Source organism: Methanothrix thermoacetophila PT, assembly GCF_000014945.1.
Classification (GTDB): Archaea; Halobacteriota; Methanosarcinia; order Methanotrichales; family Methanotrichaceae; genus Methanothrix_B; species Methanothrix_B thermoacetophila.
Map to the genome: position 1 here is coordinate 1,795,627 of NC_008553.1, position 21,955 is coordinate 1,817,581.

The window sequence follows — 21,955 nt, forward strand, 5'->3', positions numbered from 1 at the left end:
GGATGGTCGACGTCGATCAGATCCGGCGATGCGTTCGATGCGGTGCGTGCAGAGCGGTATGTCCCAGCTTCGAGGTTTTGGGGTGGGAGTCGTTCAACACCCGCGGGAGAATGATTCTCATCGGGAAAATCCTCGACGATTCGGACGGCTCCTGGGCGCTGGAGAGCCTCGGGACGTGCACCACCTGCGCCCTCTGCTCGCAGATGTGCCCTGCTGGAGTCACCCCCTCGAAGGTCGTGGAGGATGCGAGGAGGGTGCTTGCGTCCAGGAATATCACTGGAGCCTGGCAGATCGAGCTCCGCGACAGGATATCATCCACAGGAAACAGTCTTGGGGAGGCGGGGCGGAGGCATGGGTGGCTGAGCATGCTTGGTACGGATGCATCCTCAGATGTAAAGGCCTTAGATGTAAAGGCGGATCAGGTATACTTCGCGGGATGCATGGCATCATACAGATATCCGGAGACTGCAGCGAAGACGTTCGGGATTCTGAGAAAATTTGGTGTATCACTCCTCCCATCGGAGCGGTGCTGTGGCTCTCCGCTTCTCAGAACCGGTTTGGATGCTTCGGAATGCATGGAGGAGAACCTGCGTCAGATAGATGAGATGGACGTGGATGTTGTGATAACAGGGTGTGCCGGCTGCTATACCACGCTCAAAAACGATTACGGTCTCAAGGTCATGAGCGTGGCAGAGTTTCTTGCAGCCCGCATATCCGAGCTGGAGATCGGGCCTCTGGATTTCACTGTCACGTACCATGATCCATGCCACCTCGGCAGGGTGAACGGCATCTTCGATCAGCCCAGGAAGGTCATAAGGGAGATCTGCGAGCTCGAGGAGATGAGGAGCAGCAGAGAGCTCGCGAGATGCTGTGGCGGGGGAGGGGGTGTCAGGGCTGGATACAGGGAGATCTCGCTTGAGATAGCGAGAAGGAGGCTCGCTGATGCCCCTCCAGAGGCGAGGTACATCGTAACAGCGTGCCCGATGTGCGTCAGAAATCTGAACGAGGCGGGAGGCCACGGCAGGGTCATCGATCTCGTGGACCTCGTGGCGATGGCGTGCAGGAAATGAGAGCACCCCGCAAGCGGCTCTTGTGTGATGGGCACGGACGTCATCGGGTTTCGTGGATGCTGGTTCAGGCTCTCTCCCTCTCAGTCCGGACAAGCGCTATAGTCCTCCTTGATGTAATGCAATCCCGTAACAGATGGCTTGACCTCTACGAGCATCAGATTGATTAGAGCGTGCACAATCTCTGCCCTCAGACCGAATTCTTTTAATATGGATTACGTTAATCAACGATGGGGGATTGATTATGGATTTGAAATCTGTTGCTGTACTGATGTTGGTCTGCCTCTCTGCTGCATCGATCGCATCTGCAGCGGACGTCCCCACGATAACAGTTGTCGGGGAGGGCAGTGTGACAGTGCCCGCGGATGTCGTGTACGTTTCCGTATCGGCATCAAGCGATAATGAGAATGTGACAGAGGCGTATGCGGAGAGCTCTGAGAAGCTGAACGATACTCTGGATGCGATAAAGAATGCATGCACCGAGAACTGTGAGATACTTCAGGGATACTCCACTGGGATCCAGAGCACGAAGGTATGCAGCAGGGGCGCCTCGAATGAGAGCATCTGCGTGAATCAGACCATTGTGACCGTATCCGCGTCGATACGCCTGCAGAACCCTGATCAGAGGACAATAGAGAGCATCAAGCAGACCGCAGAGAGCACAGGGGCTTACGCAGCTGTGACAGGCTATGCGCTGAGCGATGCCACGGCTGCAAAGAACGAGGCGAGGAAGAAGGCCGTTGAAAACGCCAGGGCGACAGCAGAGGCGATGGTCAGCGCAGCAGGCGGAAGGCTTGGAAAGATCGTGGACATCACAGAGAGCCCGCTTTATCTGTGGGACATACCGTTTGGCATCTTCGGACCATCTGTCGAGCCGAGCACGACAGAGCCTGGGATGGTCGAGGTGAAGACGACGGTGCTGGTGACATATGAGATCGTGAGCTGAGTGGAGTTTTCCTGGGGAATGGAGAGCGGCCATGGTGCGGCAGCGCGGACTGTGGCCGGGCCACATCACACCTCCACACGCATATCCTCTGACTGTTGCAGGAAAGCAGGCAGAAGACCCTCCCCCCTTCAGGGATAGGGAGGAAGTCACTTTTCATACCATTTTGTTTCTTGGATGCGACCACACCGGCCAGACCTCCATCTCCTCCAGCGCCTCCGATATCATGATATCAGTCATGGCGACGGCGGGAAAGATAATTCTCGCATTCTCGATTGGGCCGTATAGAACTAGGCTTGCGCAGAACGATGCTGCAAGGGCTGAGGCGGATGCGTCACATGATCTTCTCATGTCTTTATCCCTCGATCTCAGCCACTCCCATGAGCTCGCAGCGTTGTGCATGCCAGAGCATATCGGCAGGCCGAGCTTCGCCTTCGCAACAATTGCGAACCTCAACGCGGCGCCTGCCCCACTCCCGAGTGGCGCCACGCCCGGGTCCAGGAGCATGTTGTTGATCCCAGCATTACTGGCGATTGCCAGGAGACCACCATCACGTCTCAGCAGATCCATCCTGGATTCAACGCTCGATGCATTCGGACTGAAAGCTAGCAGTATCGCCGAGTCTATATCAGATTCTCTCAGCAAACCCATCTCTTTCTCAGTGGACGCCAGACCAATGCTGTTGTAGATCGTGCGATCCGCGTATCCAACCTCGGTCACGTGTATTGCCATCTCTCCCCTTGTCTTCGGATCGGACGAGTCTATTATCAACGGGCCGTTCCAGATGGGATCGATGAAATCGAGATATCGTTCAAAAGCGCGCCGTGTGCTCGCGAATATGTGCAGCACTCCTGGATTTCCGGTCACCTCTGAGATCTCAACCTGCCTGTTTATGAGCTCCTCAGCCCTCTTAGCATCAAATATGCCCCTCTCCTCGTCGGAGACTATGCTGTGGCCGTGGTAGAAGATGGTCCCGGCCAAAGCTGTGGGAAGCTCACCCGGCTGGCCTCCGATGCGAAGCCCGGCGATGTTGATCACCGACTGATCCCTGGCAAATCTGAACAAGTGCCATCACCTCTTCCGTCACTTACTGAAGGCAAGTGCTGTTTCTGCGTTAGTGGAAACACCACCCATGTATCCACATCCAGATACACGTCTGGTCCGAGGCTGACATCGATATCGCTAGGTTGGGACATTGACCTATGCGTTTTTTTGACAACCCCAAAAGGTGGCTCTGGGAACGGCTCGGCGATCTCTCTGTAATGATCAACGACCCTCTCGATCTCAGCTACGTCCTCGACCCCTCTCATATCCACAACATCGATCTGCCTGCGGAACCTCTCGACCGCCTCGGGCTGGAGGTTCTGGATGAACGGTATCGCCCCGGCAGCGCCTATGATTCTGCCGCTGCTGTCTATGCCGTTTCTGTGCAGGGATATTATCGCATCGCCAGGCAGATGACCCCGCGACTCGGCGCCGCACACAATCAAATATCTTATACTCGGGTTGGAGATGAGATTCACCACGATCTTCTCCACCCCAAGATTCTCGGTCTTGCATGTTCCGACTATTGCAGCTCCTCTGATCTCCAGGCTGCTGGCAAGTGTGACGACTGCGACGCCCCGTCTCCTGTCGCCAACCCTGTAATCACCGCGAACTGGCGGCCAGTCATCATCCATCTACTCACGCCCTCACGTGTGGAATACGAGAGGACCTCTCTGCACGCATCCAAGCGCGGTCCGTGCACTTTCATCCTCATCGATCAAAGCACTGAGAGACAGCTGCTCCTGCTGAAGATCGAAGTCCCGCCGTCCCACGCTGAAGATCTGTGAAAATAATACGATATAACATCTCCGTCACGCCTTAGGGGCCACCACAGCCTATATATCTCATGAGTTCCATCCTCAATGGCGGTGTCCTATCATCCCGGCCATGGATGCTCTGTCTGGGGGCGACCAGTGAGGACAGGCTCCTGGCCAAGTGATAGTGCCTATTCGCCGGATCAGCGGATTGGTCAGGCATCAGATGCTTGGCTATGATACCATCAAACACTGTGAAGTTAGTTCCAAGGTGGTGACCAACCATGGCAGAAGATGATGTGGTGTTCGTCGGCAATAAACCAGTGATGAACTATGTACTGGCTGTAGTGACCCAGTTCAACAGCGGTGCGAAGGAAGTCAGGATAATGGCAAGAGGGCGTGCGATCTCCAGAGCTGTCGATGTCGCTGAGGTCTCACGCAGCAGGTTCCTGGGCGATGTTGTGGTAAAGGACATAAAGATATCGACCGAGACGTTGAACACGGATAGAGGGGAGACCAACGTCTCCGCGATAGAGATCGTACTTGGAAAGTGATACCTTTACCGGCTCGACGCCTCTTCCGCGCATTGGTGTTGTATCCTCAGGGCGTGGAGAGAATCTCAGGTACATAATAAAGGCCACCAGGTCTGGTTATCTTAGGGCAGAGGTGGCTATTGTCCTGACTAACCAGCCGGACGCTGGAGCTCTCAGAATAGCCAGGGAGTTCGGTGTCCCGGCTGAGTTCATCGATCCGGCAGGCCTGTCCAGGGAGGAGTACGACAGGCTGCTCATAGAGAGGCTTGATGCTGCAAGGGTCGATCTGGTGGTTCTGACAGGCTACATGCGCATCCTGTCGCCTGAGTTTGTGCGGCACTACAGGAACAGGATCCTGAACATACATCCTGCTCTTCTTCCCTCCTTCAGAGGAGTGGATGCGTTCCAGCAGGCTCTTGACTACGGGGTGAGATGGACCGGAACGACGATACATATCGTTGATGAGGAGGTCGATCACGGCCCCATCGTGTACCAGGTGCCGGTTCCGGTGAAACCGGGTGATACGCATGAGAGCCTCAAGGCTAGGATCCAGAGGGCGGAGTACAAGGCATATCCAAAGGCCATCAAAATGTTTCTCGAAGGGAATCCGAGGATAGAGGGGCGGAGGGTGGTGTTTGAGAGGGAGGCATCTGACCGCAAGAACGCACGATCTTGAAAATATTCTGAGCGCGGGATGCAGCATTTAGGCTGCATAGGAGCCGGCGTAAAGGGAGGCGACGGATGGACGTTCTTTGGGCGCCTTGGCGCATCGATTACATATTGAGTGAGAAGGGAAAGGGCTGTATCTTCTGCGAGAAGCCCAAGGAGAACAAGGACCGCGAGAACCTGATACTCTACCGGGGAAAGAGTCACTTCGTAATAATGAACGCTTTTCCGTACAACAACGGTCATATGATGGTTGTCCCTTACCGTCACACATCGACGCTATCGGGATGGAGCGGGGATGAGCTTCAGGAGTTCATGGAGCTTGCTGATCTTTGTGTATCCGTGCTCCAGAGGACAATGCGGCCTGATGGCTTCAATTTGGGTATAAACATGGGTGAGGTGGCAGGTGCGGGCATCGCGGAGCACATACACCTTCACATCGTTCCAAGATGGAAGGGTGATACGAACTTCATGCCTGTTCTGGCCGACACAAGGGTGATACCAGAGCACATCAGGGCAACATACGAGAAGCTCCTCCAAAACCTGAAACTAATGATGCAGGAGAAGTAGAGGGTGTCATCTCAGCAAACCGCCTGGTTACTGCTCATGTCTGTTGAGCAAATAAGAGGTCTTGCTGTTGTTTGAATCCAGGGGCACACAAAAATCCTCAAAGCACGCTGAATCAGGAGACCCCCAGCAGGTCGTATCCGCTGATCCAGGCTGTAGATCATGAAGCAGTCAATACCATGTAGCCTGGCTTTTATAAATTGTGAGCTGCCCCCATCCTGGGGCGCTCATCTCACATCCCGAAGAGCGTGATTATGCTCTGAGTGATTATCTGCCCCTGCGACTCCTGTAAGGTGTTGTTTCCTGATGAGGCTGCCCTGAAGCTGGTGGGCACTGCTTCAGATACTGCAGCAGGGGACTTGCTCTGACTGAACTTGTATATGATCTCCCTCTCGAGCATGTTGCTGGTCAGAACAGACGGGCTTACATTCCTTACGCTCACCATGCCCGCTGTGAATGTCGTATCCCCGAGCTTGATGGGGTTCTCGAACCTGCTCGGGAATGTGTTCAGCCATATTCCCATTGCATTGCTCGTCGCGGTGCTGCCTGTACCCCCCTCAACATAGGTGTTCCAGTAATTCTGAACATCCTGCTGGAAGCTGCCCTCATCCGGACCGTTGAGAAACATCTGCTGGTTCCTGCTGTACTGGGCCTGGGCTACTGCATCAGCAGCTGCCCCTCCAACCAGACAGAGCAGTAATAACAATACCATACATCTCATATTTTGATGTACCCCCATAATATTGGCTTTGTATCGCCATCGGTCCCAACCTATTTATGTCTATCCGTGGAGCCGATTGCACATGCAGGGCTGCTTTGAGATCCTACACAAAGACCTGGCCGGCAGGATAGGGAGGCTTCACACGCCTCATGGCATTGTGGAGACGCCGGCGCTCATGCCTGTGGTGAATCCACACGTTCTTCTGCTCAGCCCACAGGAGCTGGCAGATCTCGGCGCTGAGATGATCATAACAAACAGCTACATAATCCATCAGGACCCGGTGCTCAGGGATACGGCGCTCGAGCGCGGGGTCCACGGGCTTCTGAATTTCGATGGACCTGTTATGACAGACTCGGGCGCGTTTCAGCTCTCCGTTTACGGAAGTGTGGACATAGAGCCGTTGGAGATACTTAAGTTCCAGCAAAAGATCCGCTCAGACGTCTCCGTGCCGCTGGACATACCAACCGCTCCTGATGCTCCGAGAGAGCAGGCTGAGAGGGAGCTCGCTGAGACGGAGAGGAGGCTCAGGGAGGCTGTGGATCACAGAAGTGAAAGTCTTCTTCTAGCAGGGCCGGTCCAGGGCGGCATTTACCCTGATTTAAGAGAGTCTTCGGCGCGCAGGTTGAGGGATTTGGGATTTGATCTGTACCCGATCGGCGCCGTCGTCCCCCTCATGGAGAGCTACAGGTTCAGAGAGCTCGTCGATGTTGTCGTCGCATCGAAGACCGGCCTGGGTCCTGGGGTGCCCGTTCACCTCTTCGGCGCCGGCCATCCGATGGTCTTTGCACTTGCAGCAGCCCTGGGATGCGATCTCTTCGATTCCGCAGCTTACGCACTGTACGCTCGTGATGGCAGATATCTCACGCCAAGGGGCACTTACAGGCTCTCAGAGATGAAGTACCTGCCGTGCTCATGTGATGTGTGCAGGAAACACACGCCAGAATCCCTCAACGAGGATCCGAAAAGGGTGGAGCTTCTCGCCCGCCACAACCTGGCAGTCTCCTTCCAGGAGATCAGAGCTGTGAGGCAGAGCATCCACGAGGGATCACTCTGGGAGCATCTCGAGAGGAGATGCAGATCCCATCCGAGGATGTATCAGGCGTTCAAACATCTCTCGAGATACGTGGAATATTTCGAGAGGCTCGACCGTGTGTCGAAATCGACCCTGTTCTATTTGAGCACTGAGTCTGCAAGGAGGCCCGAGGTCCTCAGATACAGAAAGCGGATCTGCAGGCTGGAGCTGAGGGGCAGGGTCCTGGTCACAGATAGGCGTCCTGCAGAGGAGGATCGCTCGAAATACGACCACATCCTGGGATTTCTGCCTCCTTTCGGGCCGTATCCGCTGGGGCTGGAGGAGATGTACCCACTGAACGCTGAGCTGCCTGATGAGATGGATGAGAATGCGATGAAAGAGGCGCTTGATACTCTGAGATTGCTGATCAGAGAGAACCCAGATGCAGAGTTTCATTTTGAGATACGTTGCCTGGAGGGGCACAGGGATGCGGTTCTTTGAGGTCCTCAGAAGGGACGGGCCGGCGCGACTTGGTAGGCTAATGCTCGACAGGAACATCACAACGCCCTGCATAATATCACCAGAGGACTATGTGAGCGCGGGAAGCATCTTCAGGCACAGGAACCTGGAGGAGGCGAGGGAGGCCAAGGTCTCCCTGACGGAGTCCCTCCCGGCAGGGAGGAGGCTGGTCGTTCTTCCTTATCCGTATGATTTGGTTAACATCGATATTGATATCGACGCGCCCAGGGCTCTTGTTGTGGACCCTGGTTCTCCCCTGCCACTGAAGGACGCGGACGTTTATGTTCTCAGGGCAGCGGGGGCCATTTCAGGCGCAAGGGATCTCGTCAATACGCTGATTGAGATAAGGGAGTCGATACCTCCGGACGCAGCTCTCTACACCCCCGCGCTCGCAACTCCATCAAATCTCTCGCTGCTCGTCTACCTCGGCGTGGACATCGTTGACTCTGTCAGGGTGGAGATGGACGGTTATTACAGCAGGTATCACACAAGGGACGGTCTCTTCCAGAGAGATGAGCTTTCGGAGCTCCCCTGCAGGTGCGAGCACTGCTCCTCCGGAGACACACCGGCGCACAACATCCTGAAGCTAGAGGAAGAGCTGGTGTGGGTCAGAGAGTGCATAAGGTCCGGCACTCTGAGAGAGTATGTGGAGCGGCAGGTCAGATGTGTGCCCTGGATGACAGCAGCGCTCAGGCTTTTAGATACACAGGAGCGGTACATGGAGCGCAGGACGCCGACGCACAGGGGAAGCGTGATGTACGCGAACACATCGGAGTCGCTGCGCAGGGTGGAGGTCAGGCGGTTCGTGAGCAGGGTGCTCACCAGGTACAGACCGCCTGAGAGCGATGTTCTCCTGCTCTTACCATGCTCTGCCCGGAAGCCGTACTCGGAGTCGAGGAGCCACAGGCTCTTCCGCTCTGCCATGGGAGGAATGCGAAGATTCGTTCACGAGCTCATACTTACCTCGCCGCTTGCGATAGTGCCGAGGGAGCTGGAGGATGTATACCCTGCGGCACACTACGACACACCCGTGACAGGTGTGTGGGATCTGGAGGAGAGGGCGTGGGTCATCAACTCCCTCAAGTCGTACCTGAAGAAGAACAGGTACACACGCATCGTTGCGCATCTTGAAGGAGAGCTGTGCGATGCGCTTCGTGATGGCGGGATAGATGCGATATACACAGGCGGGGGAACAGGGCCGGAGGAGCTTGAGAGGCTCAGGGAGGCGCTGGAGTTTGCATGCGCCAGTGCCAGGCCGATCGGAAACTTCAGGCTACAGGAGTTCAGGGCGAAGGCCGATTTTTACTTCGGAGCCGGCGCTGGAGATATCCTCACTCAAGGCGCAAGAGTGAAAGGAAACAGGCTGTTTGATTCTGCAGGAAGAACACTCGCCTCAATCAACAGCGGCAGGATCGCGCTCACGCTGGATGGCGCTCGGAGGCTGCTGCCGCTCGGAGTTTACATCGTCCGCATAGGCGATTTCATTCCAAGAGGAACCGTTCTGGCGCCAGGGGTGGTCGACGCGGACGAGCAGATCCGGCCTGGGGATGAGGTGATCGTTGTTAGTGATTATTTCCTCGGTACGGGAAGGGCGAGGATGAGCGGATGGGAGATGGTCGCATCAAGGCGCGGCGTTGCCGTGGAGCTGCGGGAGGGGGCTGAGGTTTGAGTTGATGGGTTCAATCAAAACGGTCTATGAGAGCCGGCAACGCTCAAAGATGTGTAAAATGAAAAGATAGGATCTTCCACCAGGGTCCGCCTTCAGGATAGCAGAGATGCGCAGTCGTGAGATCACATCACCGGTCTTGGATAGATGGTCTCATCCCTCGAGTAATGTATATCGAAGAACCTGCTTTTTGCTGGCGTGGTCGTGGTTGGCGCAGCTTTCGATTCGGTCGCAACCTCATTTTTCTCTCCAACAGATGTTACGTTTCCTAGGAACCGGGGATCCGGGTTTGTGAGAGTGGCTATGAAGCTCCCCCTCCATGCCCTGCCATCGGATGACGCTGCGACGAAGCTACCTCTGAGCAGCCCGGAATCCTGGCTGCTGCCTCTGAGGGAGATTATGAGAATATACCTCCTGTACATTGTCGCTGAGATCTGGAATCCCTCTGGAGCATAGGTGCCTGTGATCCTCCCCTCCATCTGCTCCGGCTCCTCGATGTATGCATCTCCTGTTATGACGCTCCCGTTCTGAATGATGGAGATGATCGTGCTCCCGAGCATCTCAGATGTCGTCGACCAGGCGACATCGTACCTGAAGTCCCAGAGCCCGGTGATTTCCGCTGCATGGACAGGGACGGATAAGATCAGGATCGCTGCAATCAGGGCAGCGCATATCTTCACATTCATCACATGATGATGAGATGCCATTATTTATATGCTGCTCCATTGATGAGCACATGGTGGAGATCAGGGATCCTGTTCATGGATATGTGAAGATAGATGGTCTGTGTCTATCGCTGCTGGACACCCCGCAGTTTCAGAGGCTCCGCTGGATCAGGCAGCTCGGCCTTGCGTCTCTGGTGTATCCAGGGGCATCCCACTCCAGGTTCGAGCACAGCCTGGGCTCATATCATCTTGCAGTCATCCTAAGCGACCGGCTCGGGCTCAGCGATGATGATGCGATGAGGATAAGAGCCGCTGCGCTTCTTCATGACATAGGCCACGGTCCTTTATCACATGTGACAGAGCCTATGCTGTCCAAATACCTCCGCCGCAGGCACGAGAGCATCCTGGATCTTCTCAGATCAGAGGATATCCGCACGCGTTTGGAGCATTACGGAATAACACCTGAGGAGATTCAGAAGTTGATAAAGGGCAGAACAGAGCTCGGAAAGATAGTCTCGGGCGAGATAGATGTGGACAGGATGGATTATCTGATAAGAGATGCGCACTACACAGGCGTTGCGTATGGTGTGTTCGATCACCTCAGGCTGATCGAGAGGATGCATCTCTCTTCAGGTAGACTCATGATCGACTCTGGCGGAGTTCATGCTGCAGAGTCCCTTCTGCTCTCAAGACTTCTCATGCAGCCCACAGTCTATCAGCATCACGTCTGCAGAATCTCTGAGTGCATGGTTGCAGGTGCACTGAGATACATGATCGATGATCTCGGATTCGATCCATCATCGATCCTGAGAATGGACGACTTTGAGCTCTTCGGAGCCATGGGATCCGCGGGAGGATACGCCTCTGAGATCGCAGAACGGATCAAGACCAGGAGGCTTTTCAAGAGGGCGCTGTATGTTGGCGCTGAATCGCTGGAGTTCATTCCAAAGCCTGGAAGTGAAAGGATGCTCGCTGAGGAGATATCGTCAGATTCCGGCGTCGATCAGAGATATGTCCTTGTGGACAGCCCGCCGGCCCCTGAGGTCCCGGAGGGGAGCTTCCCCGTGATGATCAACACTGAGGTCATGCAGCTGCGCGAGGTCTCTCCTGTGGCAAGAATACTTGAGGACGCGCACAGGGCGACATGGCGGCTCGGCGTTTACACGCTGCCGGAGCACAGAGAAAGGGTTGCAAGGGCAGCGGAGCGCTGTCTTGGGGTGAGAAAGCCCCCCAGACAGCACACACTGGACTCGCTGTGAATTCTAGATCGACATGATGCAGGAACACATTGCCTTCACGAAACGCATATCAAACGTCCGATGATCGTTGATTGTCGGCCTGGTTGGAACCTCCACGCGTGGACCGCTTCACGAAACACATATCAAACATCCGATGATCTTTTGGCCACGATGTCCAGATAAAAGTGGGTTGCGGGCATGATTTTTCAAATCACCCTAGAAACCAGTAACCATTGGCATCATGGCAACATGAGTTCTGTGCATGTCAATTACGTAAGCAAACAACAGAGATGGTAGCTGAGGTTAAGGCAGGATTGCTATCACTCCTCTTCCTCAGACATCATGCTCTTCATGCTCTCTGCGAGCTCAGCGATGAGCGGCTCCATCGCCTCCCTGATCTCCGGCCTGTACTTCACAAGCATGTCTGTGATCAGCGGTATCCCTATGAACTTCAGTAAGGCGTTGAGCTCGGCCATCTCATCCGAGATCTCCGCGAGTAGAGAAGCGATCTCCTCCAGGCTCTCCTTTATGCTTTCCAGGCCCTCATCCTTCGATTGCTTTGCCATGTATTCACCTTCGCCCATGCTTTCGAAATATAGTATATGTAGCTGACGAGCTGCAGATCTCGTGACGTAATGGTGGTGACAGAGCTGTCCTCGAGAGAGCTGCAGGCCCAAACCACAAACCGTGACCTACTCTCCCGAAGATTGGAGTTTGTACCCTGCTGCTCTCTATCATGCCAGCCTGGAGAAGCACTCCTCGCAGACGATCTTACCGTTCACAACCTTGCCCCTGATCTCCATGAAGCTCTCGCCGCACTCCTGGCATTTTATCGACGGGTATATCCTCGCCCTCGGCGGCTCTGGAATATTCACATTTCTTACGGAAAGAATCACCTCATCAGGGGCACTCAGTATCGCCTCTGTGGCCTTCGATCTGGCCTCCTCTCCTCTGCCATCTCTGAATATCTCCTGCAGGATATCGTCTCTGAAGTAGATCCTGATCGCGTTTCCATCTCCTCTATGATAGAATGTGAAGACCTGCTTGCCATTGTCGACGAATATCAGGTTGCCCTTGCCGAAGGTGCATCCGAGCATCTCTTGTATCGCATCGACACTGCACGAGTTGTTCTCGACCACCGCAACAAGCTCCTCGTCCTCGGATCTGCGGTAGTGGTTCATCACGTATTTCGCCACCCTGTAGCCGATCGCCAAACCCGGGCACATATGGCCGTGAAACTCGATTGCTCTTTTTAAATCATCTTCCATGATTGGCATGTGATCGCAACCATGACTTCAATCTAGCGATCGCCCTTCAGGGCTGAACGAGCCTGTTTGATTCGGCGGGGGAAAAGCAGTGGGCTCACATCGCCAGAATGGAAATCGACATGCCAAACTCATCACGAGGAGGCTGCGAACATACAGAGATAAAATTTTTGTCGCTCTTGTCAATTTAATGACTTGCCCGAAGGAGCAGTGGTCATGCTATGCGTTCGTGGTGAATGAATGAGGCCATCACCAACCACATCGCATGTCCTACAAGTTGCTACCCACACATGAGCGATTTTTGTATATGTTAAAGCCGAAGGATCTGGCCGAGTGCGCTCCTTTTCGCCCTCAGTGACTCCACAACACCCCTCCTCCCTGAGCCGGCTGAGATGATTGATAGCACAGGATCTCCCATCTCGATCACCGATCCGGGGGCCGGGACGTCCATGATGCCCAAGACAAGCCTCCTGAGGTCTGAATCTATTCGGATGCGCTCGCTGGAGTAAAGGATCGCCCTGCCTGCGAAGTACCTCGCCCTCCTCGCCGCAGGTAAACGCCCATCGAAGGCGTCGAGGTGTGCCTGGAAGACAGATATCCCCGTCGAGAGCTCCACAGTGTCAAGGCTGCCCTGGAAGCGCGGGTTCACCTCGATGACCACGGGTTTATTTCGTGCAAGAATGAAGTCGACGCCGTTCGAGCCGACGAGCCCGAGCCCTGCGACGATCTCCTCTGCGATGTGTGCGATGCGCTCTCTCACATCAGCATCTGCATCGAGCGGCGTTATGTTCCCGCAGTACCTGAATCCATCCGCGTTCAGCCATCGCATTCCAGAGAGCTGTTCGTTGACCGCGATAGTTCTGGCATCCGAGCCGTCGCATATCACAGACGCGCTTGCAGGAACCCCCTCAACGAACTCCTGGACGATGTGTCCAGGGGGGACTGCTCCGCCTTCAAAGATCCGGCATCCATAACCGCCAGCGCCGATCCTAGGCTTCAGTATCATCTTCCGATCGCACGGCGGATCACTCTCCCAGGTGGTGGCGTGTGGATACTCCCTCTCCTCCAGCCATCTGGATAGCCAAAGCTTGTCCGAGACCCTGAGAATTCGGTCAGGGCTGTTGTTCATCACGCTGTAGCCGTTTATGCGTACTGTCTCAACACCCGGCCCTAAGACCACTGCATCAGGGTCGACGCTCTCGACGATCGCATTTATCTTGTCAGCATTGAAGAGATCCTCAATGCGGAGCCTGTGGACCTCCACCACCTCAACGAGATCGAGATCGCAGTAGCAGTCTGCAGCGGCCACAGAGTGGCCTGCCCTGAACGCGGAGATCGCGATGTTCCGAACGCTCTGACCGATCACCAGGATGCGCATTTTATCCTCACCGTCTCATTCTTCACATCGTTGGGCAATTAGGCGGAAGCCTCAGCATTCCGTAACGCAAACTGGAAGTGAAGACCAGAATTAACGACCACCCGTTCAGGATCTTCACAACCCTCTGTCTAGAACAACCTTCCCCCTGGCAGCCGGTATTACCTTCAGCCTACCTCCAAAGTCTTTCTCCAGCTCCTCTCCCATGAAGAGACGATCCAGGAATACCGCGAGAGCTGCGACCTCGGAGTGCGGCTGGTTTCCCACCGCCACATTCCAGTCCGCGATGTCGTAAACATCAGGCGGAACCTTCTCAGCGCCGACCACGACCATTATTCTTTCACAGGATCTTATCTCTCCGATCACCTCATCGATCCTTCTGCCGTACATCGTCAGGTGCACTATCTTCCCGCCGGAATCCCTGAACCTTCTCAACTCGTCCCTCCAGGCGATGCCATCTGTGACACTGAATGATCCTCCCCACCGGTTCACAACGTCTCTGAGGCTCTCAACAACGCTCTCATCTCTTCCCTCTATGAGGATCTCATCGGCGCCGAACGCCCTCGCCACCAGCCCCACGTGTGTCGTGATCCTCTTGTCCCTCTCGGGGCGGTGGCCCAGACGGAGGACGGTGATTCGCATGATCTCACATCCTAGGATGGGGTTTATAGAGATTGGGGTATGGCAAAGCCCTTCTTCGGAGCATTCACTTGTGCACTGATACCGGATTAGCGACGGTTTCCATGCGCTCGACAGCTTTAAATGGTGTTTCAGACAAGTAAACAAAAGATGTACGAAGATCTTGATGAGGATTTGCCCGAGATCTACCTGGCCATTCTCGAGGACGAACGGAGGCGCAGGTATCTCAGGGAGATCAGCGAGTGGCTTGTTGAGGAGTATTACACCCCTGATCAGGCGTCGTGATATGGGATATGGAGATCTTTGGAATATGTGCCGGATGCGGCAGGGCTGCGAAGCTCTACACATGCCAGCTTTGCGGCGGTCTCTTCTGTATTGATTGCTTCGTCCCTGAGCGTGGCGTGTGTAAGAGCTGTGCCAGGGGCAGAAAAACTGGAAAAAACTATTTTTATAGACATTTCTCAGTGTAGGGGCTGCGCTTTGGGCAAGCTGCAGCATTTAACATCCATTCGAGTGAATCCACATATCTGTCGCGAACCCTTCGTGGGGTGAATGTTCGCGAAAGTACATGGATTTCACAGCTGTCGATTCACATCACGCTGGGAGTGAATGGATGAATCTACATGGGATTGAGTTTGTGAATACTATTATGACTACTAACAGGAATTTTAGGGCCATTAATACAAAAAATACCCGTTTAAAACTGTTTTTATCAAGCATATACAGATTAGCACTCTCGTAAACTTTATATACCATCGAGCCATGATGTTTGTGTGTTAAGAAGGGACTAAAATACAGCCCATGCGCGTGATTGCATTCGTTCTGAATGCCATCACAGGGCATAAACGGGGTAGCAAGCCTGAGGAGGTGCAGGGTTAATTATTGTAGACTGAACTTTCGGGAAGAAGGGATCCTGAAGGTCTGCTTTATACGCGGAAGGGAGTAGCAATGAATGTCTGCTTTGAAGGGGGCAGACAGCAGGAAAGCGACCTCGTGCTGCAGTATGCACTGCAGCATTTATTCCGAATGTTGATGGCATCCGTGAAGTACTTCAGGTATCTGAGATCAGTATCTGAAATAAGGTAGAATACTTCGTATGTATATTTGAAATATTGAGTTGCAAAGGGGCTTGGTCCAGATGAGAGGCCATATCAAGCTGTTCACAATACCAGTCGATCTTGAGAATGCAGCGAAGTATAATATACATGTTAGTGCGTATCATGCTGTGAATTGCCGAGGTGCATGTAGCAGGGACAAGCCCCGTCAGATACATGCACTCCAGATTCACATGTGAGGTCTGCCTGTGAGGATCGCAATAGAGATAGATGATGATGGTCTCAAGGCCAGCATGTCTTTTGAGTTCGATAAGAGATGTATGGATCCTGCAGCATTACGTGAGATGATAGCGGACAAGATTGTGGATTTTCTCAACATTCCAGGTACGATCTCAGAGAGCGCTCAGCATATAGTTGGAGATCAGCAGCCAAAGACGCTTATGGACAGCCTTGCCGAGTTTATAAAATATGAGTTCCGCGATCAGTGGTTTACGTCCCAGCAGCTCAGAGAGAGGTATGAGACTGTCCGTGATGACATCAAGCTGAGCACGGTCTCGACCTATCTCTCCAGGATGCATAATGATGGTATTCTCCAGAGGAGGGGAAACAGAAACAACAGAGAGTACCGCCTTGTCTCTCCAACATCTCTGGAGAGCGTTCCATGCAGCAGAGAGAATCGATCCGAGACGAAGCTCTAGTATGACGCCCAGTCTAGTGTGAAGCATGTGAAGCCCAGGCATGTCTTTTATCATACACGGCGCATGCGATGAAAAGGCGTGCTGAAGGCAGAATGAGGAGAGCCTTTGATATTCTGTTAATTCCTCCCGAAACGACTCGACACATGGATTTATCTCTCCATGTCATTCATTTGTGGTCCTCTGTGGTAACCCAGTCCTCTCGATAACATCTCTCATGCCACCTCTCTGTGCATAACAAGGATGGCAGCTGCAAATGACAGAGCGAAGAAAACTACAAGTGCCGTGATGTCAGGATATATAACATCTCCCAGAGTGCTGCCCTTCAGCATGACCGCCCTCAGCGCATTGGTGGCGTATGTCAATGGCAGGATATACGATACCGGCCTGACGAAATCCGGTATCGACTGAATCGGCCACCAAACGCCCGAAAGTATGATCTGGGGTATCACGACCATCGGAATGAACTGGACCACCTGGAACTCACTCCTGGCGAAGTTCGAGAAGAACGTTCCAAGCGCCAGCGCCCCCGCGCCCAGAAGTATGACGATCGAGAGCAGCAGCATCGGGCTGCCCTTCAGTGGGACGCCGAAGACGAAGATCACCACAAGCAGCGTGGTTGTTGATTGAAGGAGCGTGAATAGCGAGAATCCCAGGATGTATCCGGAGACGATCTCCATGCTGCTCAGCGGAGATACCATGAACTTCTCCAGCGTCCCCTGGGATCGCTCTCTTACGAACGCCACGGCTGCATTGATGAATGTGAAGAAGAACACCACCAGGCCGAGTATGGCCGGCCCGATCGTGTCAGTCATCTCCATATCATATCCGTACACGTATCTCTCGACGATTGGTGCGTTAATTTGTGGAACCTCACTCCTGGCCCCTGCAAGAACAGCGCTTCTTACTGCGTTAGCTATCTGTGGGCTGGTGGCATCCAGTAGCAGTTGTATCTCAGCGGGAGATATCACCACTGCGCCGTTGAGTCTTCCTTCAGAGACGAGCCTCTCAGCATCAGACTCCGATCCCAGATAAAGTATTGTGAAATCCTTCATGCCCTCCAGATGCGATCTGAGCGCAGGATGCCCTCCCAGATCCACTATCCCAAGCTGGATCCCACTCATCTCTCCTGAGAGGGCGTAGCCGAATAGCATCATCAGAACTATGGGCGCGAAGGTGATCAGGCCTATAGTTCGCCTGTCCCTCTTGAGCTGGCGCACCACTCGGAGCGCGACCACGCAAACACGCCTTATATTCATGCCACTCCAGAGAGAGTGAGAAACGCCTCCTCCAGGCTCGGCTCCCTGAGCCTCATATCAAGGGGCGAGATGATCTCAAGGATCTCCTTTATCTGCGCATGTTTGTCGATCCTGATCCTCACCACCCCTCCTGATACCTCCACCTCGTATCCCTCAGATCTCAGGAGGGATGCATCGCGCTCCGGATCTTCGAGCAGGAGCTCAAGATGCGGCTTCAGACCAGCAAGCTGCATGATCTCATCAGGGCTGCCCTCCGCGGCCATTCTCCCTGAGCGCATGTAGCCCACAATCCTGCATTTCTCCGCTTCGTCCATCAGATGGGTGGAGATGATCACAGTCTTTCCCTCAGATGCAAGCTGATCGAAGTACATCCAGAAGCTCTGACGGAGCGCCGGATCCACCCCGACGGTCGGCTCATCGAGCAACAATAACTCTGGCTCGTGTATGAGCGTACATGCGAGAGAGAGACGCTGGTACATCCCGCCGCTCAGCGCCCCTGCCAGTCGATCCCTATGATCGGAGAGCTCTACCATCTCAAGAAGCTCTGCGATCCTTCTCTTTCTCCTCTGCCCGTCAATGCCGTAGAGGCCGGCGAAGAACTCCATGTTCTCCTGCACCGTCAGATCCGGGTAGAGCGCGCGGTGCTGCGTCATGTAGCCGATTCTGGGATAAAGAGACCTGACGCTAGAGACATGCTCCCCAAGGACATGCAGATCACCGCCATCGAGGCGAATAAGTCCCACAATTGCGCGTATGAACGTGGTCTTGCCGGAGCCATTCGGGCCGAGCAGGCAGTACGTCGCACCACGCGGTATTCTGACTGTCAGGCCATCAAGGGCTCTCAGACCTCGAAACATCTTGACAAGATCTCGGGCATCTACAGCATCTATGCGCCACCCCTCCTCTTTCTGATGATGAAAATGATCGATGCAATGGCAGCGATCAGAAGCGCACCAGCCCAGAGCGAGGTAGGTCTCTGCTGATCGATCATGATGTAGACATTCTCAGAGTCGCTCAGGTTGTCCCTGTACGTGTCGGAGAACTCGAAGGTTACCCTGAGCAGATACACTTTTCCCGGAACAGCATCCTTCGAGACGTCCAGCTTGTAGACGAACTCTGCGCTCTCACCTGGCTCCAGGCGGGGCACTGGCGACTCATCCACGCTCACGTAGATCCCGCTCTCGGGTTTCAGCCTGGCGACCAGATCCCTGGCTGTATCTGTGCCCACGTTCTTTACGGAAATCCTCACCACGTTATCGCTGGAGCCGGCAGGAAGCCTCTCCGGATTCACTCCCAGAACTTCGAACTCCACATCGCTCTTTCGCTCAACCCTGAGCTCCAGCGGCACCACCTGGCTGATTCTCTCGTACCAGTAATAGACATCCGGCGTATCTGGATGATCCTCGTCGCTCTTAACAGCGACATCTCTTTGATACGTGCAGTTGATCAGCGCATACATCCTGTACATCCCTGGATGTGTGTTTTTGTAAACCTCAATCGGGAACTCAAGCGGCGCTGAGGTCTGACCCTCGCGAAGGTTTCCGGGGAATGCAACAGCGCGTTTGACATCTATTGCGCTCTTGTTCTCAACGACCAGCTCCACAGAGACATCCTGGGCGGTGGTCCTCTGTCTCTCAAGCTCAAGCTCCCGCTGCGCTGCCAGTATCTCATCCCTCCTGTCCGGCGCAGGCTCGCTGTTGACCTTTATGGCGGTGACCCTTCCGCGGTTGGTCAGGGTCAGAAAAATGGATGTTATCTCTCCTTGATACACTGAGGATCGTTCCAGTGAGACTGTGAGATCGGGCGTGCCGTAGACTTTGTAGTAGTCATCCCCGAACATCTCCGGGGGCACCGGAGCGCCTATCTCAAGGGCGATGGAGATTGAAGAGCATGTGAGCAGAACACAGATGATGCAGACCGGAAACAGCAATCCGGGATGGTCCGATGCAGTTGCTGCCTGGCGCCTGAAGATCCAGCGAGAGGGGAGTGACAGACCGAGGGATGGCATCTGAAAACCGATACCCAGGGCGCAGCACCCGATTCGCGATCGCTCAGATGTTCTCAGATCTCGCAGAAAACTCCCCCCATTCCCTCAGCTTATCTCTTATCAGAAGCCTGCACCTCTCAGGATCTGCCAGCACCATCTCCCTCTGAACCCACTCTGGGAGATACATCCTGACGCCTCCCAGACCCATGGACGCAAACCTGCTGTCGCAGAGGAGTATGACTCCCCTCTCGCTCTCCGCCCTTATGACCCTCCCGGCTGCCTGGAGCCCGCGGTTGATCGCAGGGAGGGTATACGCTATCAGCGTACCCCGTTTCTTGCCGTACTTATGAGTGTAATAAGAGATGACCTCCTTCTGGATCTCATCGAAGACCGAAAGTGGAAGACCGACAACAGCCACCCCATTGAGGGCCTCGCCCTTGTAGTCTATGCCCTCAGCGAGCTTTCCTCCTGAGACCCCGAGCAGCACAGCTCCCGCGCTCCTGCCAGCCCTGAAGAACTCCTCAAGGATCTGAGGGACATCCTCTGCAGATCGCGGCTCTGTGAAGACTTTTTTGCCAGCGCCGCGCGCGAATCTGGCACACGCATCCCTGTACGATGCCATCATGGGGTATGATGTGAAGAATACCGCTACATTCCCCGGCACCTCCTCTATCAGGGCGCTTATGTAGCCGGATATCAGGTTCCTGTTATCCGGGTTCTCCCTCGCGCTGAGCTGTGTCGTCGCTCTCTCCGCTGCTATGATCAAACGGTTGCTCTGAGGGAATGGGTTTGGGAGGGAAATCTTTCTGGCTCTGCCCTGCTCGCCGAGGCAGTACAGCTCGTATGCATCAATAGGCGAGAGGGTGCCGCTGAGCATCAGGGTTGCATTGACGTTATCGACGACTCTTCTTATCACGGGAGCGGGATCGATCTTCGTCACCTCCAGGCGAGTCCATCTCCTCTCCCCTGATGATGCTGTCACGATCTTTCTCTGGTACGATGAATCGTGCTCGGCCTCCTCAACCTCTCTCAGGAACATGACCATCGTGGCGAGGCTGGGCTGTATGTCCCCGTAGAGGGTTTCATGATCGCTCTCTGCAAGCTTCATCTCCGCGATCGCAACAGCCACATCGCTCAGATATGAGAGAGCGAGGTCTATATCGTCGATCCCATCGTACACATACTGCCTGAAGAGCTCGCCGTCGAGAAGCATCTCCCCGTCCTTCGATCTGGCCTCCTTCGCGGCTATGAATCTCCTGATTCTTGGTATTAGCAGCCTGGCTGTACTGAGCCCCTCCCTGCGCCAGTCGTGATGCTCCTCACCGAGTTTCGCCTGGCCCAGCGCCTTCTCGAACCTGTTTATCTCCCGCTCCGCAAGCTCCAAGATCCTGGGCGTGAGCACCCTGGTGTTCATCTCCCTGACAGAGTCGCCAAGGTTGTGGGCCTCGTCAACGATCACTGTCATGCGGTCTGCCTCAAGGCCGAGCCACTGGATTATAGCGTCCTGAAAATCCGGGCTGAAGAGGTGATGGTAATTCAAAATGATGACATCACTGCTCTTCGCGTGCAGCGACATAACCTCATACGGGCAGACACCTCCGCAGATCTTCTCAAGGGCATCGACAGGCACTATCCTCCTGCTCATCCTCTCTGCAGCATCCACAGCTGCTGATGAGGACCTGAAGTAGACCTTCCCGTTGATCTCGAAGGCCTCTTTGCTCCTCAGGTAATGGGGACAGACGGTCCTCTCTCCGGGAGGCTCATCCGGTATCTCGTCCCTGGACGGATCGTAGATATCGTTATGCCCTCTCTCCAGCCTGGAGGCCATGTAGTTCTTCGAGCCTTCTCTCAGCCTCATGCACGCGTAGTAGATGCTCTCCCCCCAGATCTCAGATGCGAGCAGGCATGCCTTCTGCTTTCCTATGAGGTATGAGACTGTGGGCCTGTGCCTGGTGTTAGACCAGATCCTGTTTATCTCATCCAGATACACTCCTATCTGGCTCACGGTTCTGACCGCAACCACGATCTTTCCTGGCGCGGCTGCAAGTGCCGCTGATATGCAGCTCGTCTTTCCTGAGCCTGTGGGCGCATCTATCATCAGAACCCCATGGCCGCCTGTGGAGACGACATCGTAGACGGCGTCGAGCATCTCATCCTGGTGTGGGCGCAGCGATGGATAGGGGATGTAGTCGAGATACACAGCCTCACTGTGAATCTTCTTGGAGATAAAAGCTTGGCTGCATGATTCTGCTGCGCATGCTCGAGATCGGGAATGGCCGCACAC

At 54.5% G+C, this 21,955-nt stretch carries 22 protein-coding genes; 10 read left to right on the forward strand and 12 right to left on the reverse strand.

Features of this window, described 5'->3' with window-relative positions; translation table 11 throughout:
• Window positions 1–2: 2 nt before the first annotated feature.
• Both MTHE_RS08650 and MTHE_RS08655 read left to right on the forward strand, forming a co-directional pair.
• Window positions 3–1,070, forward strand: a complete 1,068-nt coding sequence (locus MTHE_RS08650; RefSeq protein WP_011696797.1) for a (Fe-S)-binding protein — start codon at window positions 3–5, stop codon at window positions 1,068–1,070.
• 241 nt (window positions 1,071–1,311) lie between these two features.
• On the forward strand, window positions 1,312–2,013 hold the full coding sequence (locus MTHE_RS08655) for an SIMPL domain-containing protein (protein WP_011696798.1): 702 nt from the start codon (window positions 1,312–1,314) through the stop codon (window positions 2,011–2,013).
• A gap of 153 nt (window positions 2,014–2,166) precedes the next feature.
• Here the strand turns inward: MTHE_RS08655 and mtrH are convergent, their stop codons facing one another.
• Both mtrH and MTHE_RS08665 read right to left on the reverse strand, forming a co-directional pair.
• A complete protein-coding gene (gene mtrH, locus MTHE_RS08660) occupies window positions 2,167–3,075 on the reverse strand; it encodes a tetrahydromethanopterin S-methyltransferase subunit H (RefSeq protein WP_011696799.1) in 909 nt (302 codons plus the stop codon).
• Window positions 3,045–3,689, reverse strand: coding sequence for a tetrahydromethanopterin S-methyltransferase subunit A (locus MTHE_RS08665; protein ID WP_175265952.1), 645 nt, complete (start codon window positions 3,687–3,689; stop codon window positions 3,045–3,047). The genes mtrH and MTHE_RS08665 overlap by 31 nt, the downstream gene beginning before the upstream one ends.
• A gap of 404 nt (window positions 3,690–4,093) precedes the next feature.
• Between MTHE_RS08665 and albA the strand changes: the two genes are divergently transcribed.
• The 3 genes from albA to MTHE_RS08680 all read left to right on the forward strand — a co-directional run bounded on the left by albA (window position 4,094) and on the right by MTHE_RS08680 (window position 5,578).
• Entirely contained in the window at window positions 4,094–4,363 is a 270-nt protein-coding gene (gene albA, locus MTHE_RS08670; RefSeq protein WP_011696800.1) for a DNA-binding protein Alba, read from the forward strand.
• Complete coding sequence (gene purN, locus MTHE_RS08675; protein ID WP_011696801.1) at window positions 4,353–5,018, forward strand: phosphoribosylglycinamide formyltransferase; 666 nt, start codon at window positions 4,353–4,355, stop codon at window positions 5,016–5,018. The genes albA and purN overlap by 11 nt, the downstream gene beginning before the upstream one ends.
• A 65-nt stretch (window positions 5,019–5,083) precedes the next feature.
• Window positions 5,084–5,578: an HIT family protein gene (locus MTHE_RS08680; RefSeq protein ID WP_011696802.1), complete on the forward strand. Its 495-nt coding sequence runs from the start codon at window positions 5,084–5,086 to the stop codon at window positions 5,576–5,578.
• A gap of 229 nt (window positions 5,579–5,807) precedes the next feature.
• Here the strand turns inward: MTHE_RS08680 and MTHE_RS08685 are convergent, their stop codons facing one another.
• Window positions 5,808–6,287, reverse strand: a complete 480-nt coding sequence (locus tag MTHE_RS08685; RefSeq protein ID WP_175265953.1) for a hypothetical protein — start codon at window positions 6,285–6,287, stop codon at window positions 5,808–5,810.
• A gap of 91 nt (window positions 6,288–6,378) precedes the next feature.
• Between MTHE_RS08685 and tgtA the strand changes: the two genes are divergently transcribed.
• Together tgtA and arcS are read left to right on the forward strand one after the other, a co-directional pair.
• Window positions 6,379–7,809 (forward strand): tRNA guanosine(15) transglycosylase TgtA, encoded by a 1,431-nt coding sequence (gene tgtA, locus MTHE_RS08690; protein WP_011696804.1) that lies wholly within the window; start codon window positions 6,379–6,381, stop codon window positions 7,807–7,809.
• Window positions 7,796–9,496, forward strand: a complete 1,701-nt coding sequence (arcS, locus tag MTHE_RS08695) for an archaeosine synthase subunit alpha (RefSeq protein WP_011696805.1) — start codon at window positions 7,796–7,798, stop codon at window positions 9,494–9,496. The genes tgtA and arcS overlap by 14 nt, the downstream gene beginning before the upstream one ends.
• Window positions 9,497–9,618: 122 nt before the next feature.
• Here arcS and MTHE_RS08700 read toward each other — a convergent pair whose 3' ends face one another.
• Complete coding sequence (locus MTHE_RS08700) at window positions 9,619–10,179, reverse strand: hypothetical protein (protein WP_175265954.1); 561 nt, start codon at window positions 10,177–10,179, stop codon at window positions 9,619–9,621.
• A gap of 50 nt (window positions 10,180–10,229) precedes the next feature.
• Between MTHE_RS08700 and MTHE_RS08705 the strand changes: the two genes are divergently transcribed.
• On the forward strand, window positions 10,230–11,417 hold the full coding sequence (locus MTHE_RS08705; RefSeq protein ID WP_011696807.1) for an HD domain-containing protein: 1,188 nt from the start codon (window positions 10,230–10,232) through the stop codon (window positions 11,415–11,417).
• Between the two features lie 299 nt (window positions 11,418–11,716).
• Here the strand turns inward: MTHE_RS08705 and MTHE_RS08710 are convergent, their stop codons facing one another.
• The 4 genes from MTHE_RS08710 to MTHE_RS08725 form a co-directional block, all read right to left on the reverse strand.
• Window positions 11,717–11,962, reverse strand: a complete 246-nt coding sequence (locus tag MTHE_RS08710; RefSeq protein WP_011696808.1) for a hypothetical protein — start codon at window positions 11,960–11,962, stop codon at window positions 11,717–11,719.
• A 168-nt stretch (window positions 11,963–12,130) separates the two neighbouring features.
• Window positions 12,131–12,664, reverse strand: a complete 534-nt coding sequence (locus MTHE_RS08715; RefSeq protein ID WP_175265955.1) for an FmdE family protein — start codon at window positions 12,662–12,664, stop codon at window positions 12,131–12,133.
• Between the two features lie 307 nt (window positions 12,665–12,971).
• Window positions 12,972–14,039 carry an ATP-grasp domain-containing protein gene (locus MTHE_RS08720; RefSeq protein ID WP_011696810.1) on the reverse strand — a complete coding sequence of 356 codons (1,068 nt, stop codon included), beginning with the start codon at window positions 14,037–14,039 and terminating at the stop codon, window positions 12,972–12,974.
• Window positions 14,040–14,153: 114 nt separating this feature from the next.
• Window positions 14,154–14,678, reverse strand: coding sequence for a tRNA (cytidine(56)-2'-O)-methyltransferase (locus tag MTHE_RS08725; RefSeq protein WP_011696811.1), 525 nt, complete (start codon window positions 14,676–14,678; stop codon window positions 14,154–14,156).
• A gap of 147 nt (window positions 14,679–14,825) precedes the next feature.
• On the opposite strand from MTHE_RS08725, the gene MTHE_RS09275 reads away from it, so the two are divergent.
• Window positions 14,826–14,960: a hypothetical protein gene (locus MTHE_RS09275; RefSeq protein ID WP_268741191.1), complete on the forward strand. Its 135-nt coding sequence runs from the start codon at window positions 14,826–14,828 to the stop codon at window positions 14,958–14,960.
• Window positions 14,961–15,978: 1,018 nt separating this feature from the next.
• Window positions 15,979–16,428, forward strand: a complete 450-nt coding sequence (locus MTHE_RS08730) for a hypothetical protein (RefSeq protein ID WP_011696812.1) — start codon at window positions 15,979–15,981, stop codon at window positions 16,426–16,428.
• A 212-nt stretch (window positions 16,429–16,640) separates the two neighbouring features.
• Here MTHE_RS08730 and MTHE_RS08735 read toward each other — a convergent pair whose 3' ends face one another.
• From MTHE_RS08735 to MTHE_RS08750, 4 genes are read right to left on the reverse strand one after another with little or no spacing between them, the layout of a single operon-like run.
• On the reverse strand, window positions 16,641–17,684 hold the full coding sequence (locus tag MTHE_RS08735) for an ABC transporter permease (protein ID WP_011696813.1): 1,044 nt from the start codon (window positions 17,682–17,684) through the stop codon (window positions 16,641–16,643).
• Window positions 17,681–18,541, reverse strand: a complete 861-nt coding sequence (locus MTHE_RS08740) for an ABC transporter ATP-binding protein (protein ID WP_011696814.1) — start codon at window positions 18,539–18,541, stop codon at window positions 17,681–17,683. Before MTHE_RS08740 ends, MTHE_RS08735 begins: the two co-directional genes overlap by 4 nt.
• Before the next feature lie 29 nt (window positions 18,542–18,570).
• Window positions 18,571–19,692: a COG1361 S-layer family protein gene (locus MTHE_RS08745; RefSeq protein WP_011696815.1), complete on the reverse strand. Its 1,122-nt coding sequence runs from the start codon at window positions 19,690–19,692 to the stop codon at window positions 18,571–18,573.
• A 43-nt stretch (window positions 19,693–19,735) separates the two neighbouring features.
• Complete coding sequence (locus MTHE_RS08750) at window positions 19,736–21,871, reverse strand: ATP-dependent DNA helicase (protein ID WP_175265956.1); 2,136 nt, start codon at window positions 21,869–21,871, stop codon at window positions 19,736–19,738.
• Window positions 21,872–21,955 lie beyond the last annotated feature (84 nt).

Bases quoted from the DNA above. Each gene is read 5' to 3' on its own strand.
- MTHE_RS08650 (WP_011696797.1), top strand. From the start codon at position 3: ATGGTCGACGTCGATCAGATCCGGCGATGCGTTCGATGCGGTGCGTGC.
- MTHE_RS08655 (WP_011696798.1), top strand. From the start codon at position 1,312: ATGGATTTGAAATCTGTTGCTGTACTGATGTTGGTCTGCCTCTCTGCT.
- MTHE_RS08665 (WP_175265952.1), bottom strand. From the start codon at position 3,689: ATGGATGATGACTGGCCGCCAGTTCGCGGTGATTACAGGGTTGGCGAC.
- albA (WP_011696800.1), top strand. From the start codon at position 4,094: ATGGCAGAAGATGATGTGGTGTTCGTCGGCAATAAACCAGTGATGAAC.
- MTHE_RS08680 (WP_011696802.1), top strand. From the start codon at position 5,084: ATGGACGTTCTTTGGGCGCCTTGGCGCATCGATTACATATTGAGTGAG.
- MTHE_RS08685 (WP_175265953.1), bottom strand. From the start codon at position 6,287: ATGGTATTGTTATTACTGCTCTGTCTGGTTGGAGGGGCAGCTGCTGAT.
- tgtA (WP_011696804.1), top strand. From the start codon at position 6,379: ATGCAGGGCTGCTTTGAGATCCTACACAAAGACCTGGCCGGCAGGATA.
- arcS (WP_011696805.1), top strand. From the start codon at position 7,796: ATGCGGTTCTTTGAGGTCCTCAGAAGGGACGGGCCGGCGCGACTTGGT.
- MTHE_RS08700 (WP_175265954.1), bottom strand. From the start codon at position 10,179: ATGAATGTGAAGATATGCGCTGCCCTGATTGCAGCGATCCTGATCTTA.
- MTHE_RS08705 (WP_011696807.1), top strand. From the start codon at position 10,230: ATGGTGGAGATCAGGGATCCTGTTCATGGATATGTGAAGATAGATGGT.
- MTHE_RS08710 (WP_011696808.1), bottom strand. From the start codon at position 11,962: ATGGCAAAGCAATCGAAGGATGAGGGCCTGGAAAGCATAAAGGAGAGC.
- MTHE_RS08715 (WP_175265955.1), bottom strand. From the start codon at position 12,664: ATGGAAGATGATTTAAAAAGAGCAATCGAGTTTCACGGCCATATGTGC.
- MTHE_RS08720 (WP_011696810.1), bottom strand. From the start codon at position 14,039: ATGCGCATCCTGGTGATCGGTCAGAGCGTTCGGAACATCGCGATCTCC.
- MTHE_RS08725 (WP_011696811.1), bottom strand. From the start codon at position 14,678: ATGCGAATCACCGTCCTCCGTCTGGGCCACCGCCCCGAGAGGGACAAG.
- MTHE_RS09275 (WP_268741191.1), top strand. From the start codon at position 14,826: ATGTACGAAGATCTTGATGAGGATTTGCCCGAGATCTACCTGGCCATT.
- MTHE_RS08735 (WP_011696813.1), bottom strand. From the start codon at position 17,684: ATGAATATAAGGCGTGTTTGCGTGGTCGCGCTCCGAGTGGTGCGCCAG.
- MTHE_RS08740 (WP_011696814.1), bottom strand. From the start codon at position 18,541: ATGTTTCGAGGTCTGAGAGCCCTTGATGGCCTGACAGTCAGAATACCG.
- MTHE_RS08745 (WP_011696815.1), bottom strand. From the start codon at position 19,692: ATGCCATCCCTCGGTCTGTCACTCCCCTCTCGCTGGATCTTCAGGCGC.